This window comes from Sediminibacillus sp. JSM 1682029 (genome assembly GCF_041366435.1).
Taxonomy (GTDB): domain Bacteria; phylum Bacillota; class Bacilli; order Bacillales; family Amphibacillaceae; genus Sediminibacillus; species Sediminibacillus terrae.
Genome location: NZ_JBEWYY010000003.1, coordinates 387,529 through 402,481, shown reverse-complemented (window position 1 = coordinate 402,481; position 14,953 = coordinate 387,529). Strand labels below are relative to the sequence as shown.

The 14,953-nt window shown below is 45.0% G+C and carries 12 protein-coding genes; 2 read left to right on the top strand and 10 right to left on the bottom strand.

Annotated elements, in window-relative coordinates; genetic code table 11:
- Positions 1-137: 137 nt before the first annotated feature.
- On the bottom strand, positions 138-992 hold the full coding sequence (gene ku / locus ABVF09_RS08140; RefSeq protein WP_026570842.1) for a non-homologous end joining protein Ku: 855 nt from the start codon (positions 990-992) through the stop codon (positions 138-140).
- A 144-nt stretch (positions 993-1,136) separates the two neighbouring features.
- Here ku and ABVF09_RS08135 point away from each other — a divergent pair, with 144 nt between their 5' ends.
- Positions 1,137-2,960 (top strand): DNA ligase D, encoded by a 1,824-nt coding sequence (locus tag ABVF09_RS08135; RefSeq protein WP_371068950.1) that lies wholly within the window; start codon positions 1,137-1,139, stop codon positions 2,958-2,960.
- A gap of 2 nt (positions 2,961-2,962) precedes the next feature.
- Here ABVF09_RS08135 and ABVF09_RS08130 read toward each other — a convergent pair whose 3' ends face one another.
- The 5 genes from ABVF09_RS08130 to ABVF09_RS08110 all read right to left on the bottom strand — a co-directional run bounded on the left by ABVF09_RS08130 (position 2,963) and on the right by ABVF09_RS08110 (position 9,804).
- Entirely contained in the window at positions 2,963-4,204 is a 1,242-nt protein-coding gene (locus ABVF09_RS08130; RefSeq protein ID WP_026771913.1) for an aminopeptidase, read from the bottom strand.
- Positions 4,205-4,748: 544 nt separating this feature from the next.
- Complete coding sequence (locus ABVF09_RS08125; protein ID WP_235162482.1) at positions 4,749-5,780, bottom strand: metal ABC transporter solute-binding protein, Zn/Mn family; 1,032 nt, start codon at positions 5,778-5,780, stop codon at positions 4,749-4,751.
- Positions 5,781-6,057: 277 nt separating this feature from the next.
- A complete protein-coding gene (locus tag ABVF09_RS08120) occupies positions 6,058-6,507 on the bottom strand; it encodes an OsmC family protein (protein ID WP_026570846.1) in 450 nt (149 codons plus the stop codon).
- A gap of 477 nt (positions 6,508-6,984) precedes the next feature.
- Positions 6,985-7,752: a TerC family protein gene (locus ABVF09_RS08115; protein WP_371068949.1), complete on the bottom strand. Its 768-nt coding sequence runs from the start codon at positions 7,750-7,752 to the stop codon at positions 6,985-6,987.
- 318 nt (positions 7,753-8,070) lie between these two features.
- Positions 8,071-9,804, bottom strand: coding sequence for a phospho-sugar mutase (locus ABVF09_RS08110; RefSeq protein ID WP_026570848.1), 1,734 nt, complete (start codon positions 9,802-9,804; stop codon positions 8,071-8,073).
- Between the two features lie 290 nt (positions 9,805-10,094).
- Between ABVF09_RS08110 and ABVF09_RS08105 the strand changes: the two genes are divergently transcribed.
- Positions 10,095-11,183 (top strand): AI-2E family transporter, encoded by a 1,089-nt coding sequence (locus tag ABVF09_RS08105; RefSeq protein WP_321172285.1) that lies wholly within the window; start codon positions 10,095-10,097, stop codon positions 11,181-11,183.
- A 164-nt stretch (positions 11,184-11,347) separates the two neighbouring features.
- Here the strand turns inward: ABVF09_RS08105 and ehuA are convergent, their stop codons facing one another.
- From ehuA to ehuB, 4 genes are all read right to left on the bottom strand, one after another.
- Positions 11,348-12,118 (bottom strand): ectoine/hydroxyectoine ABC transporter ATP-binding protein EhuA, encoded by a 771-nt coding sequence (gene ehuA, locus ABVF09_RS08100; protein ID WP_026771916.1) that lies wholly within the window; start codon positions 12,116-12,118, stop codon positions 11,348-11,350.
- The gene (ehuD, locus tag ABVF09_RS08095) at positions 12,118-12,828 is read right to left on the bottom strand and encodes an ectoine/hydroxyectoine ABC transporter permease subunit EhuD (RefSeq protein ID WP_026570851.1); all 711 of its coding nucleotides are present in this window, start codon (positions 12,826-12,828) and stop codon (positions 12,118-12,120) included. Before ehuD ends, ehuA begins: the two co-directional genes overlap by 1 nt.
- Positions 12,825-13,454 carry an ectoine/hydroxyectoine ABC transporter permease subunit EhuC gene (gene ehuC, locus ABVF09_RS08090; RefSeq protein ID WP_035426956.1) on the bottom strand — a complete coding sequence of 210 codons (630 nt, stop codon included), beginning with the start codon at positions 13,452-13,454 and terminating at the stop codon, positions 12,825-12,827. The genes ehuD and ehuC overlap by 4 nt, the downstream gene beginning before the upstream one ends.
- 113 nt (positions 13,455-13,567) lie before the next feature.
- Positions 13,568-14,458, bottom strand: coding sequence for an ectoine/hydroxyectoine ABC transporter substrate-binding protein EhuB (gene ehuB / locus ABVF09_RS08085; protein ID WP_026570853.1), 891 nt, complete (start codon positions 14,456-14,458; stop codon positions 13,568-13,570).
- Positions 14,459-14,953: the final 495 nt, after the last annotated feature.

Below are 14,953 nucleotides of genomic sequence, written 5' to 3'. Positions count from 1 at the left end.
CTCCTTTGTAGAAGATTTGGGAACTAGTTAGGTCTTCTTCTACAATAGGAGCAATTTTTATTTTTGTAAACAGATTACATATTCTTTCATTAAAGTAAAGATAACCCATTAATGCAACGCTAGTGGGACTGACCCTCCTATGCATTTCTTTTCATTTTCTTTTTTGGTTTTTTCGGGCTGGTCGTTTTTTTCTTTGCGGCCGGTTTTTCTGGTTTATCGTTTTTCGCTCTATCCAATGAAGCTTCGAGCGCTTCCATCAAGTTATGCACATTGTCAGGAACTGGCTTATCTTGAGCGGTCGCTGTTTCGTCGGCGTTCTTCTTCTCTTCGATTAAATCAAGTAGAGCCGTCCGGTAATTGTCTTTGTACTTTTCCGGATCGAATTCACTGGTCAGCTGATCAATCAACATTTTTGCCGTATCCAGTTCTTTCGGATCTGCTTTGGCATCTTCAGGGACATTCGGTACTTCTTTCACGTCTCTTACTTCGTCCGGGTAATGAATGGTTTCCACGACCAGTGTATTTTCGTATACTCTGATGGCTGCCAACTGTTCTTTCGAGCGGATCACCATCTTGGCCACACCTATTTTCCCGCTGTCCGCCAAGGCTTGTCTTAGAAGGGTGTACGCTTTTCCCCCACCTTCATTCGGCGATAAATAATAGCTTTTTTCAAAGTAAATCGGATCGATTTCTTCCAGCTGTACAAAATCGACGATCTCTACTGCTTTATCCGTGTGCTCCTCCTGCAATTCTGCCATCTCCTCGTCAGTCAGCACGACGAATTTGTTTTTTGCATATTCGAAAGCTTTGACAATTTCCTCCGACTCCACTTCCCTTTCGCAAACTGGACAAACCTTTTGATACTTGATCGGTGACTGACATTCTTTATGCAGTTGACGCAATTTAACGTCTTTGTTTTCTGTTGCGGCATGCAGCTTCACCGGAATGTTGACCAGTCCGAAGCTGATTGTCCCTTTCCACATCGTATGCATGTTTATCCTCCTTTCTTGCTCCTACTTCTTGAGCTATAAGACTTAAGCTTATTTTGTCGAAAAAAACACGTTTTATGACTAGCACCCATGGAAAAGGAAAAGACTATTTACCATAACGATCACTGCATAAAGGAAGTTAAAATGATGAAGCTCATGCAGCCAATTGCCAATGAAGCGATACCAAAAGGGAAAGAATGGGTGTTTGAAACGAAATACGATGGATTCAGAGCGGTGCTTGATTGGAAAAAAGACAGCATCGATGTGATCAGCCGCAATGGAAAGAATTTAAGCAGCAACTTCCCGGAAATTCTTGCATTTTGCCGAGAGGAGCAGTCGCGGGTGGCTGCATTTCTGCCGTTGAAGCTGGATGGAGAAATTGTCATACTCAACACTCCCTACCAGGCGAATTTTCCGCTGATCCAGCAGCGGGGACGCTTTAAAACAAAAGAAACCATCGAAAAAGCGGCCAAAGCACGTCCTGCCCATTTCCTTTGTTTTGATTTACTGACACTGGCTGACAAGGATTTAAGCCCGCTCCAGTATCAGGAACGAAAAGGAAAACTAGCCGATTTACTTAACCAGCTGCAAATAAGTCGGCCGGTTGATTGGGTCAAACGGCTAGGATACATAGAAAGTTTCGATGACTGGGAAGTCCTGTGGGAAAAAGTTAAAGAACACCGTGGTGAAGGCATGGTGGTGAAACGGCGTGAAAGCCGATATGTTTCCGGAAAAAATCACCGTGACTGGCTGAAGGTGAAAAATTGGCGGGTCATTAGCTGTATCATTACCGGCTACACTCCTTCCAATGGATATTTTGACGCCGCTGTATATCATGAGGATGCCCTTGTCTCAATCGGGAAATTCAAGCATGGACTGGAGGGGGAATCTCTGGCGATGCTGAAAAAATTGGCCAATTCCAAAGGAGAAAAGACAGTTGATGTGATCAAACTGCCCCCTGCGATTTGTGTGGATATCAACTGTCTTGATATTCAGGACGGAGAACTGCGCGAACCGGTTTTTCGCCGGTTCCGTCTTGATCTGCAGCCCGAACAATGTACATGGCAGCAGGCAAGACAAGGACTGGCCATGCTACCTGCTTCAATCGACTTGAGCAATCAGGAAAAGACCTTTTATCCGAAGAAAAAGCTTGTAAAAGGGGATTTGGTTCAGTATCTACGGGAAATTTCCCCATATATGCTGCCATTCTTGAAAAACAAAGCACTGACCGTCATCCGCTGCCCCGAAGGAGTCGATGGGGAATCCTTCTTTCAAAAGCATTTACCAGATTATGCGCCGGCATTTCTGGCAGGAGACAAAAGCGGTGAAGAGACCCTGCTTCATTGCGGTACAGCAGAATCGCTAGTCTGGCTTGGCAATCATGGCGCCATGGAGTATCACGTCCCCTTTCAATATATGGGAGGGACTGACCCCATTGAAATTGTCTTTGACTTAGATCCGCCATCGATTGGAGAATTCCGCCTTGCTGTTTATGCTGCACAGTTGTTGAAAAAAATGCTTGATCAGCTTTTGCTGCAATCCTTTGTAAAAACATCGGGAAATAAAGGGATGCAAGTTTACATCCCCATTCCTGCAAAAAGTCTTACTTACAACGAGACTGCCACTTTCACGCAGGCATTGGCCATGCTTTTAGTCAAGCAGCATGATGATTTATTCACAATCGAACGGCTGAAGAAAAATCGGGGAAACAAACTTTATGTCGACTATGTACAGCACGGAAGAGACAAAACCTTGATCGCTCCTTATTCACCGAGAAGAAACGAAAACGCCACTGTGTCCGCCCCTTTATTTTGGGAAGAAGTCAACGAACGATTGTCCCCTGAGCAATTCACACTGGAAAATGCCGTCCGTCGGGTACAAGAAAAAGGCTGTCCCTTTGTCGGTTATAACCAGACAAGAGACAGCCAGGATTTAACACACTTAAAACAATTCATCAGCGACAGCAGTTAAGTTCAGGAGAAAGAAATAGCCCAGCTCCCGTTACGGAATACCGGTTCTTTGGTACCATCCTTCGCTACACCGTCAATGTCCAGCTGAGCAGAACCCATCATGAAATCTTCGTGGTTCAGACTGTCATTGACTCCGTGCTCGTCCATTTGTTGCTTGTCCATTCCAGGACCATTCTCAATATTGGTAGGATATGCTTTACCTAACGCCAAATGGCAGGATGCATTCTCATCAAACAAGGTATTGAAAAAGATGATTTTGGATTGGGATATCGGCGATTCGTCAGGAACCAAGGCGACTTCTCCCAATCGGCGTGAGCCTTCATCCGTATCAAGCAGGTGCTGCAACGTTTCTTCTCCTTTTTCCGCGGAAAACGAGACAACTTTTCCCTCCTCAAAGGTCAACGAAAAGTTTTCAATCAAATTTCCGCCGTAGCTCAAAGGCTTGGTGCTCTTCACTGTTCCGTTCACCCCGTACTTGTGCGGCATGGTGAACACTTCCTCCGTAGGCATATTGGGATTGAACTCGACCCCTCCCTCCGATTCAGCCGATCCGCCATGCCAAATGTGGTTTTCCGGAAGATCGATGGTCAAATCCGTACCTTCTGCCCGATAGATGAGCTGCTTGTATTGTTTTTCATTCAAATACTCACGTGCTTTGCGCAGCGTTTCGTTGTGGTCCGCCCAGGCTTTTACAGGATCTTCCTGATCTACGCGGGTGATACTGAAGATTTTTTCCCATAACTTCTCCTGGGCCTCTTCTATAGGAAGATCCGGAAACACTTTCTTCGACCATGCGGCCGTCGGATACCCGACAATCGACCAGCACACCTTGTCATTCATGATATAGTCGCGATATTCGCTCAGTGCTTCACCGCCCGCCTTATTGGCTGCCGCGATTCGCTTGCCGTCGATATCTTTCAGTAAGTCGGGGTTTTCTCCATAAATGGTAAGTAGCGCGTAACCATCCTTGACCATTTCCTCCAAACCTCGAGCTTTCCATTTCGGATAATTTTCTAAAACTTCCATCGGAGCGTTTTTCATTTTTAAATAAGTAAGTGTTTCATCGTTCCATTCCAAATGGACATTTTTAGCCCCTGCCTGGTATGCTTCTTTTACTACCATTCTTGTGAATTCGGCAGCTTCCACAGGAGCATTGATGATCAGTCCTTGTCCTTTCTGCAGATTGACGCCCGTCTGAATCGCCAATCTGGCATACTTTTTCAATGCATCTGCATGATTACCCATCCTAAAACTTCCCTTCACTTTTTCTTCCATTATTCCACAAATCTCGAAGCAAAGATAGTAGACAATTTGAAAAATTCGATCGTTTTTTTCACCTCTTTAAAAGATAACTTATAAGCAACCACAAAAAATTCTACGCTTTTTGCGGGCTGCTGGCGAATCTTCTCCCTTGCTTTCCAAGGGCATATCTTACAATCGTCATGTTACAGTGCCCTCCATAATCGTCTCTTCAAGCAAGTTCGTCATAAACCGAGGAAAAGTCTACCAGCTCATTGGTTTCCGTAAAAGATTGCCCTCAGGGACCACCCTATCGTATAGCCCTTCGTACTGACTTACATTCATGGATAATGGACGGACTAGCATCGAGCCCCTCCGTTTCATCGATTCATTTCCTTGTACAAAAAAAGAGTGATTTTCATTGATTTACTCAAGAAAATCACTCTTTTGGGGTTGATCTCTGTTGCTCCCGCGATGAGCGATCGGTGGCGACGCCTGCGGGAACAACGCGAGCCGAAGACCGATGGAGCGAATGGAATCTTCGTGGTATTTATTGGATCGCCGTTTTTATCGTGTCCAGATTTTTTTCCATCAAACTGAAATAGTCTTCTTGATTTTCAACGTCTTCTTCGGTGAGCACGGCCAAATTATGAACACGGAGTGTTTCAGCACCAATTTCTTTTTGCACTACCTCTGCGACTCGCGGGGTCACATTCTGCTCAAAGAGAATATATTGCAAATCATGCTCCTCAGACTCTTCGATAATCGATTCCAATTGTTTTTGGGACGGCTCCTGCGCAGTCGATAAACCAGATACAGCAATTTGCTCAAGACCATAAGCATCTTCCCAGTATCCAAAAGCGGCATGTGAAACGAGAATCTCCCGTTTCTTCCCTTTTTCCACCGTCTGATGGAAAGATTGGTCTAACTCGCGGAGTTTCTTTTCCAAATCTGCATAGTTGTCTTCGAATGCTTGTCGGTGATCCGGCATCAAGTCAACCAGACTGTCTTTAATGTTTTCAGCCAGGTCTATTGAACGGACAGGATCAAGCCATACATGGGGATCATAATCCCCGTGGTCGTGCTCCGTTTCCCCAGCTTCTGCGGTTTCTCCCTCCTGTTCCCCGGCTTCTTCTCCCTCGTGCTCATGGTCGTGTGTTTCTTCCCCGTCATGGTCATGGCCTGCCTCCTCTCCATGGTCATGTTCATGAGTAGAAGCAAGCAAAGAAACACCGTCAGTGGCTTCAACCAAAGAGACATCCTCCGATTCAACCGCTTCGGAAATCGTGTCCGCATAGGATTCCATTCCGGCGCCTATGTAAATGAAAGCATCGGACTCGGCAATGTCGACCAACGTGTTCGAGGTCGGTTCAAAAGTATGGGCATCTGCTCCTGCAGGAAGAATCGATTCTACTTCCACATAATCCCCGCCGATTTTCTCAGCGAAGTCTTGTAAAGGAAACACGGTTGTGTATATTGTCAACTTTTCCTTTCCATCATCTTTCTGTTGGACGGATGATGTTCCACATCCAGCCAGAAGCAGAATGAAAAACAGCATACCGAATAGTATCTTTTTAATCATCATCTTCCTCCCCGATCATATAAATTGAGTATAGCACCTAAAGAATTATATCGTAATGATTACGCTTTGTAAATAGTAATGGTTTCGTTTTATGATTGTTTTTTATTTGATGGTTGTTCATGAAACAACCAAACCGCTCCCGGGGAAGCATGTAAAAGCTTTTCGTTGTAGATTTATTTGCGCACCTGCTTAAAAGGAATCCGTTCTGTCCAGGAAAAAAGCCCAGGCAAAAGCTGCCTGAGCATTCCACGGAAACACTGTTTTCACTTTTCTTGCGTCAAGGAGCAATGGACACATCCGGTTCCAACTGTAATTCTACATTTCCCATTACTGCCCGGGAAATCATACAAGACTGCTCCGCCTTCTCGACTAGTTGTTTGGTTTTGGATAATTCCGTTTCCGAGCTTCCTTGTTTCAGAACAACGGACGGACGATGGATGATTTTCTTATAAGTGAAAACCCCTTTCGTCACATCCACAATACCCTCTGAGTTTAGATCCATATGCTCAAGGGGAAGACCTGCTCGCTCAATCATAGCGCCGAGTGTAATGATATAACAAGTCGCTGCAGCTCCCAATAACATCTCGTCCGGATTGGTCCCCACCCCCGGACCATCCATTTCCGGGGGAATGGATATCTCGGTTTTCAGGTTGCCTGCTTCTATGCGGCCGACCGTGTTCCTTCCCCCCGGCCAGTCTGCCTTCAAATGAAAAGAGTGCGTTGCCATCACAAACTTCCTTTCTATTGCGGAGTCTGTCCTTATTGTAAGGCGCCTCCTACATCATGTGGAAATAAAATGCCTATTCGCTCTTCTAAAAGACATTGAGCAACTTATCATTCTACTGATAAACCGAACAACAACAGACTAGAAGCATATTTCATTCATTGCCGAAAGGACAGCGAGTGAAAGTGACTCTTTCTTATTAGGTAGATTTCCTTTCATCCTATTGTGTATGAGTGCTCTTATCACTGCGGCAAGATACTGTGCTTTCGAAGCCATGCCCGCTTAAAGCGAAGGGCTTTACCGAATTCGATACTAGCCCCATCGTTGGGATAGGCAAGGACGGTTTATGATTTACCCAGTTTAATTCGATAGAAAAATCCGGAAAAGAAAAACCGAACGAGTCCGAATGTTTATGGTAATCGAATCATCGCTCGGTTTTTGCATTGAGCCCTATGCTTTTGTCCAAGCTTTATCTGACGTTTATGCTTGTTTTTCGGTTTCCTTGTTGCTGGATAAAAACCAGCCGGCGGCAGCAATGGCAACAAGTACACCGTAGAAAATCAATTTCCAGATGGTAGAGTGGGCAAAGTCATGCGGCAACACATGAATGGCATCATGAGCAAGTACAGTAATCAGAAGCTTGACGCCTACCCAGCCGACAATGATAAAGGCGGCAATCTCCAAACCAGGACGATCATGCAACAGTTTCACAAACAAATTTGCGGCAAACCGCATGATAATCAATCCAATCATACCACCAGCGAATACGACACCGAACTGAGCACCATCCAGACTTCCGACATTCGGGAGATCGGTAGGAGGCAGTGCCACCGCTAGTGCTACTGCGGCAAGAATCGAGTCCACAGCGAAAGCGAGGTCGGCAATTTCCACTTTAAGGACCGTCGTCCAGAATCCACTTCCTTTTGCCTCTGCTGCAACTTCCTCCTCTTCGTTTCCACGTTTTGAAAGCTTATCATATAAGTGCTTGATAGCTATGAACAATAAGTAGGCAGCCCCAATTGCTTGTACTTGCCATACGTCGACCAGAAACGAAATGATGAACAACGAACCAAAACGAAGGACGAATGCACCTGCCAAACCATAGAACAATGCTTTTTTTCGTTTTTCGTCTGGTAAATGCTTGACCATGATTGCCAGTACGAGCGCATTATCTGCAGCCAAAATACCTTCCAGTCCTACTAAAACAATAAGTACCCAACCATATTCAATCAGTAATTGAAGATCCAATGTTAAAACAACTCCTCCTGTGTTTGCTTTTTTGGCCCAAATAAAAACGGCCTCCACCGTGACCCGGTAAAGACCATAAAAAGAGACCTTTACCCTGGTGGTAAAGGTCTCGCTAACAACGATGGTTGCCAATTAAGCCGGAGATTGACTCTCGAAATGACGACTTAAATTGTACAGCTACTCCCCTTTAGATGGTTATATCATAACATTCCCATCAGCAAAGTCAACAAATTTATCAGAAACTGGCCAACTTTGGCGGGAATGCCCTCCAGGACACAATTTTATCGTTGCCTGGAATAGTCTGCCTTATACATGACTTTACGCTTGGATCACCGCGTCGATTCGTTCTTTCATTTGCTGTTTCAGCTGTTCCAATAGCTGCTGGCTATCTTGCCTGCTTGAACTGGACACACCAAAGTAGCACTTGATTTTCGGCTCTGTACCAGAAGGACGGAGACATACCCAGCCGTCTTTATCCAGCAGGTACTTCACGACATTCTCTGCCGGAAGATCGATTTGCTCTGTCTTACCCGTTTGTATATACCGGCGTTCCGATGTTTGATAGTCTTCGGTTGCAATGACTCCCAGACCTCCGATTTCTGTAAGAGGGTTTTCTCTGATGTCCTCCATAATGGCGGCGATTTGCTCGGCTCCATCTTTCCCTTTCAATGTCAGGGAGGACATATCCTCGAAATAGAAACCGTGCTGCTCATAGAGCCCTTCCAATGCCTCCAGCAATGTTTTGCCTTTCTGCTTCCAATAGCTGGCCATTTCGCAAGCGATCATAGTGGATTGAACCGCATCTTTGTCCCGGACGAAATCGCCGATCAAGTAGCCATAACTTTCTTCATAGCCAAATAAAAACGATTCATCTGTCGATTCAAATCCTTTGATTTTTTCACCAATATATTTGAAGCCTGTCAATGTATCGATTGTTTCCACACCATAATGACTGGCTACTGTCCTGCCTAACTCCGTGGTGACAATCGTTTTGATCATTTTGCCATTCTGTCTGTCAGCTTCGCTTGTATGCGAAAGCAAGTAATCGAGCATCAATGTACCGAGTTGATTTCCAGTCAGCACTTGATAAGAACCGCTGCCATCTTTGACGGCCACACCCAGCCTGTCTGCATCGGGGTCGGTTCCGACAAGGATATCGGCATCCCGCTGCTTTCCCTGCTGAATTGCCAGCGTGAACGCTTGATGCTCTTCCGGATTTGGAGAATCGACGGTGGAAAATTCAGGATCTGGTTTCGCTTGCTCTTCCACGACGTGGACGTGTTCAAAGCCTAGTTGCTGCAGTCCATTCAGCACCATATCATGTGCGGTGCCGTGCAGCGGTGTAAACACAATTTGCAGAGAATTGTCGTTATCCTGTTCCTCCGGACTCATACGGGAGATAGTTTTCAGTTGCTCTAAATAGGCAGCATCTACTTCCTTCCCGATCCAGTTAAGCAATCCTTGCTCCTCTATTTCCTGCTGGCCGGCTACCGGGATTTCGAGTTCATTGTCGACATTCTGAACATTGGCAATCACTTCTGCCGCTTCGGCAGGAGGCATCTGGCCGCCATCTTCGTTATATACTTTAAAGCCATTGTATTCCGGCGGGTTGTGACTGGCCGTTATCATGATACCGGCAGCCGCCTGTAAATGCCGTACGGCAAAAGATAGCACCGGTGTCGGACGGAGCGATTCATACACGTATGCTTTAATGCCGTGCGCTCCGAGAACTCTGGCAGATTCGACAGCAAATTCCTGGGACTTATACCGTGAGTCATAGGCAATAGCCACTCCGCGATCAGCATAGTCCGCGACATTTTCTTTTATATAGTTGGCAAGACCTTCCACCGCCTTGCGAATCGTATAAATATTCATCCGGTTTGTACCTGGACCCAGCATGCCGCGCATGCCGCCGGTGCCGAAAGTCAGCTCTTTATAAAAAGCATCCTCCAGCTCTTTCTCTGAACCCTGTATTTCTTCTAATTGTTTTTTTAAAGCGGGGTCGAGTTCGGGAAAAGTCGACCATTTATTATATGTAGTTCTCCAAGACATAAATATCCTCCTTCAGATAAATACCCATTACTAAAAAAAGCTTACCATAAAATATAGATTTCCTCTATTTATCCATAAAGAACATACCCGGTATCCGAAAGGTTTATTCATTCTTTTTCGGGACATCCTGAAAGATAGGACAAGAGACTGTCATGAGAAAATCAATTTTCTATTTTTACGGATTGTAATGATTCTGAACAAATCTAGTAAATTTTATTCAGTTCTCTCTTTTCTTTCTACAATTTATTATATAATGGAAAAAAACACTATTTATAAGGTTGTGGTCCCACTTGTCAATTTTCCAGAAAAAATGGGTTCAGGGTTTGATTGTAGCTATCCTGATCTTCATGCTTGTTTACTTGATTTCGATTACCAAGTTCATCTTTGCGCCCGTAGGGGCTTATCTACTTTCCATTGCTGTCCCGATTATCGGAGCTGGACTACTTTATTACATTACAATGCCTGTGGTACGCAGACTGGAGCAAATGCGAATACATAGAATTCTGGCAATCATCATCGTATTCCTGCTCATCATCGGCGTCATTTACTTAACATCCAACTTTATTGCGCCGATTGTGCAAGAGCAATTTACCAGACTTACTGACAACATACCGAAAATGGTGGAGAGCGGCGAAAAATTGATAGATAACTGGCGGGACAATCAAGATATGATTCCGAGTCAAATAGACTCCACGATCGAAAACATCACCAACAATTTAAATGATTATGCACAAAATTTCGTCGGTTTTTTGATTGATTTTCTCGGACAGTTGTTCGGGTTCTTGTTCGCCTTTGTACTGATACCGTTCTTCCTGTTTTTCATGCTGAAAGATGGGCACAAGTTTGTACCATTCATTTCCCAATTCTTAAGCACAAAGAAAGCAGACAGCTTCAGGCGTTTGGCCGACAGTATCAACCATACACTTGCTTCTTTCATCCAAGGACAGTTCATTGTCAGTGTGTGTGTCGGCTTCATGCTTTATATCGGTTATTTGATCATCCATCTTCCATATTCACTCACCTTGGCGTTGTTTGGATTGATCATGAATTTCATCCCGTTCGTCGGTCCCTTTTTATCGGCCATCCCCGCTGTATTGGTCGCCTTCTTCCAGGACCCGATGATGGCTGTCTGGGCGATACTGGTGATGGTGATTGCCCAGCAAATTGAAAGCAACTTGATTTCACCGAACGTCATGGGAAAAGTTTTGTCGCTTCACCCCCTGACGATTATTACATTGATTTTGGCTGCCGGCAGCATCGCGGGCTTTATCGGACTGTTGTTCATCATTCCTGCATATGCGGTGGTAAAGACAATCATCTCCCATTTCTATCATGAGTGGCAGAAAAAACAACCGCAGGATGACCAAAAAATCTTTTAATCGGGGTTTGATTTATAAGTAAGCATTCTTTTTAACTACTAAACTGCCAGGACAAACAGGCGTCAATCCGATGTTCCGCCTATAAGTTCGCAAAGGTGGCAAAAAGAACTGCAAAACAAAAAACGGCATGGTTCCGGTGCTTGACAGGAACCATGCCGTTTTTATCAGGAACGGAAACGACTGAGAAATGAATTCAATCGTTCGCTCTCCGAGTTTTCTAGTACTTGCTCTGGAGTACCCTGCTCAGCAATCCTGCCCTCGTCGAGGAATACGACCCGGTCGGCAATATCACGTGCAAAGTCCATCTCATGCGTAACAAGCACCATGGCCATTTCGCCTTCTCTGGCGATATCACGAATGACTTCCAATACTTCACCGACCAGCTCCGGATCGAGAGCAGAAGTCACCTCGTCGAACAACATGATTTTCGGACGCATTACCAACGCTCTTGCCATGGCCACCCGCTGTTTCTGACCGCCGGAAAGCTGGCTCGGATAATCGTCAAGCTTATCTCCCAGCCCTACCTTTTCCAACATTTCCACAGATCGCTGCCTGGCTTCCTTTTTGGGCACCCCTTTTACATTTATCGGAGCGACCATGCAGTTTTCCAGGATACTCATGTGCGGAAACAGATTGAAATGCTGAAATACCATACCGATATCACCGCGGACCTGCCGCAAATGCTTTTCATTGGCAGGGACGAGCTCCCCGTTCTTTTCCATGTGCCATAAGTATTGGCCATCGACGACGATGGTGCCGGAGGTCGGCTGCTCCAAGGTCATCAGCATGCGGATGATGGTGGTTTTTCCGGATCCACTTGGTCCGATTAACGCGACTTTTTCTGCCGGAGCGATTTCCAAATCAATTCCTTTTAACACTTCCACCTCACCAAATGATTTGTGGACATCATTATATACTGCAATTGGTTTTGCCATCACGTGACAACTCCTTTATCTATTTTGCCTGTCGGGTTATTTTTGTCGAACCGGCGATTCATTCTTTGTTCAAGTTTGCGGAAAAGTACGGCTGTCGGATAACTCATCACAAGGAAGAATACTGCCACTAGCGTCAATGGCTCTAAATAGGCAAAGTTTTTCGAACCAAAGTTGTTTGCCATATGAAGCATTCCGGCAACACCGATCGTGGAAGTCAACGGCACTTCCTTGAACATGATGATCAAATAGTTGCCGAGCATCGGGATTGTCGGCGGGATTGCTTGCGGCAAAATGATTTTTGTCCATTTATCTTTTAACGAAAGGTTTAATGCAGTAGCCGCTTCCCATTGCCCTTTATCGATCGACTCAATGCCTGAGCGATAAATTTCAGCTATATACGTACTAAAGTGGACACCGAGACCGATGATTGCCACCGTGATTGGATCCAACGTCAAACCGACATACGGAACCATCGGCCATGCGTAATAAAGAAAAAACAATTGAACCAATGGAGGTGTCGAACGGATGAACTCCATGATGAACGCAATAATCATTTGCAAGGGCCTCCAAGGAATCCGGCGGACAAATGTCCAGACAAAACCGAACAACATGGCAAACAGATAACAGGCTATGGTGAGTCCTAGAGTAATCCACATCCCTTGAAAAATAGCGGGTAACGATTCAACTACATAATTCCAATTCCAAGTCATTCACTAGCCACTCCCTTCGATGATTGTTTTTCTGCCCAACGAGTAAGCCAAATCAACGGAAGCGCTAAAATAAAGTAAAAAATCAGAATCAGAATATACACAGTCGGCGCCAGTGACAGGTGCGTACTTCTGAAGACATCGCCATGATAAAGGATATCTGTCAGTCCCACCAGGGAAACCAGAGATGTAGCTTTCAGCATCTGAATCAGGTAGTTACCGAATTCCGGAAGCATCATCCGGACCGCCTGCGGCAAAATGACTAGCCGCATTCGTTGGAACCGTGACATATTCAGGGCTGTAGCAGCTTCTCTCTGCCCTTTGGCAACGGAAAGAATCGAACCGCGGACAATCTCGGACATATAAGCGCCATAGTTCATTGCTATAGCGATTACAGCAGCCCAGAAATCGGTGGCCAAATGGATATCGAAGAGTCCCGGAAGTGCATAATAAAACCAGAATAACTGGACAATCAAGGATGTTCCCCGGAACACTTCTACGTAAAAACCGGTGAATTTCCTTATGAAAATATTATTCGATAGCCTGCCGAACCCTGCGATAAAGGCAATTAAGTATGATAGAACCGCCGAAGCGATCAGTACCGTAACGGTTATGTTGATCCCTTGCATTAACTTGGAGAAGATTTCAGTAAGATCACTGATAAGGATTCACCCTTTCTTTACCGGGAAAAGCAGGCCCCCTGACACGAGGGGGCCTGCTTCACATTATTTTTTCTCCCCTATTATCCTTGACAAAGCTCTTCTGTCGTAATGTCTTCGGTAATGACATTGCTTTCTTCAGAAAAACCGAATGGTTCAATCAAACCGGCAATTTCGCCGTTATCTTTTAATTTTTGTAATTCTTCGTTGTAAGCTTCTCTTAAATCATCATTATCGGGATGGAATACTGCTGCTCCATAGCTTGGCACCCCTTCGATATCCGGCTGTTCAAAGCCTTCTACGAATTCCAGTGCATCTGTGTCGGCAGATTCCAGTGCCATTTTGATTGTCATTTCTGTACCCGTTGTTGCCTGGGCACGTCCGGATTCAACAGCGGAGAATGTAGCCGGGATATCCGGAGCTTCGGAAATTTGATCCTCGCTTACACCTTCCTGCTGAAGAAAATCGATCTCCGTTGCACCTGACATAACCGAAACAGTGATATCCTCGTTTTCAGCTATGTCCGAGTAACTGGTAATATTGTGCGGATTGCCTTTTTCCACGATGAGGCCTTCCCCATATTTAATTTCAGGTTCGCCGAAGTCTGCATTTTCACAACGTTCCGGGGTGATGGCCATACCTGCTGTAGCTACATCGAACTTACCTGCCTGCAAGCCTGGAATCAACTGGCTGAAATCGGCAAGCTGTCCTTCCACTTCATCGATACCGAGGTTTTTAAATACCTCTTTAGCGATTGCTACAGCTTCCCCTTTCAATTCTCCATCTTCCTCATAAGCGTAAGGCTTTTCGTTGGCAAAACCGATGGTCACTTTACCTGCATCCTGAAGTTCGGCCAGCTTGCCGCCTTCCCCTTCTCCACTGGCTTCACCGCCACTGCTGTCGTCAGAGCCACATGCCGCCAGTGCAAAAATCAACACTAAACCGAGTACTAAACCTGATAAGTATTTTTTCATTAACTAATTAAACCTCCCTGAGTTTCTTAAGTAAAAAAGCATTTGCTGTGCACTTGAGCAGACGCTTATTAAGTAAGTAAAAAACTTGTTATCCGTATGGATTTAACCTTCAGCTGAATGTCACGCGAGCAGAAACACCTCCACCACGGATAAAAGAAATGAAGCACAATTCGGAGAAATGCTTGGAGTGCCTATAGGCATATATATAACTTTATACCTAATATTTACATTCATCAATCTATGAATATTCTGATTAAATCGAGTCATACAGCATATAACCAGCTGATTCTGTTATAGCTCCAAGATGTTTATATTTGCTTGGATAAGATAGTAAATGCTTTAAAATTCTAATTAAACAGAAAATTGAATCCGGTTACGAACAGGGGCAACTAAACCAAAAAAAACAGGATTTTATCCGTTTCACCAGGACTCCGGCCATGCACTCAACGGGAAAAGGAATACTGCTTTTGAGTGAAGGTACATGCGGAACGCGAA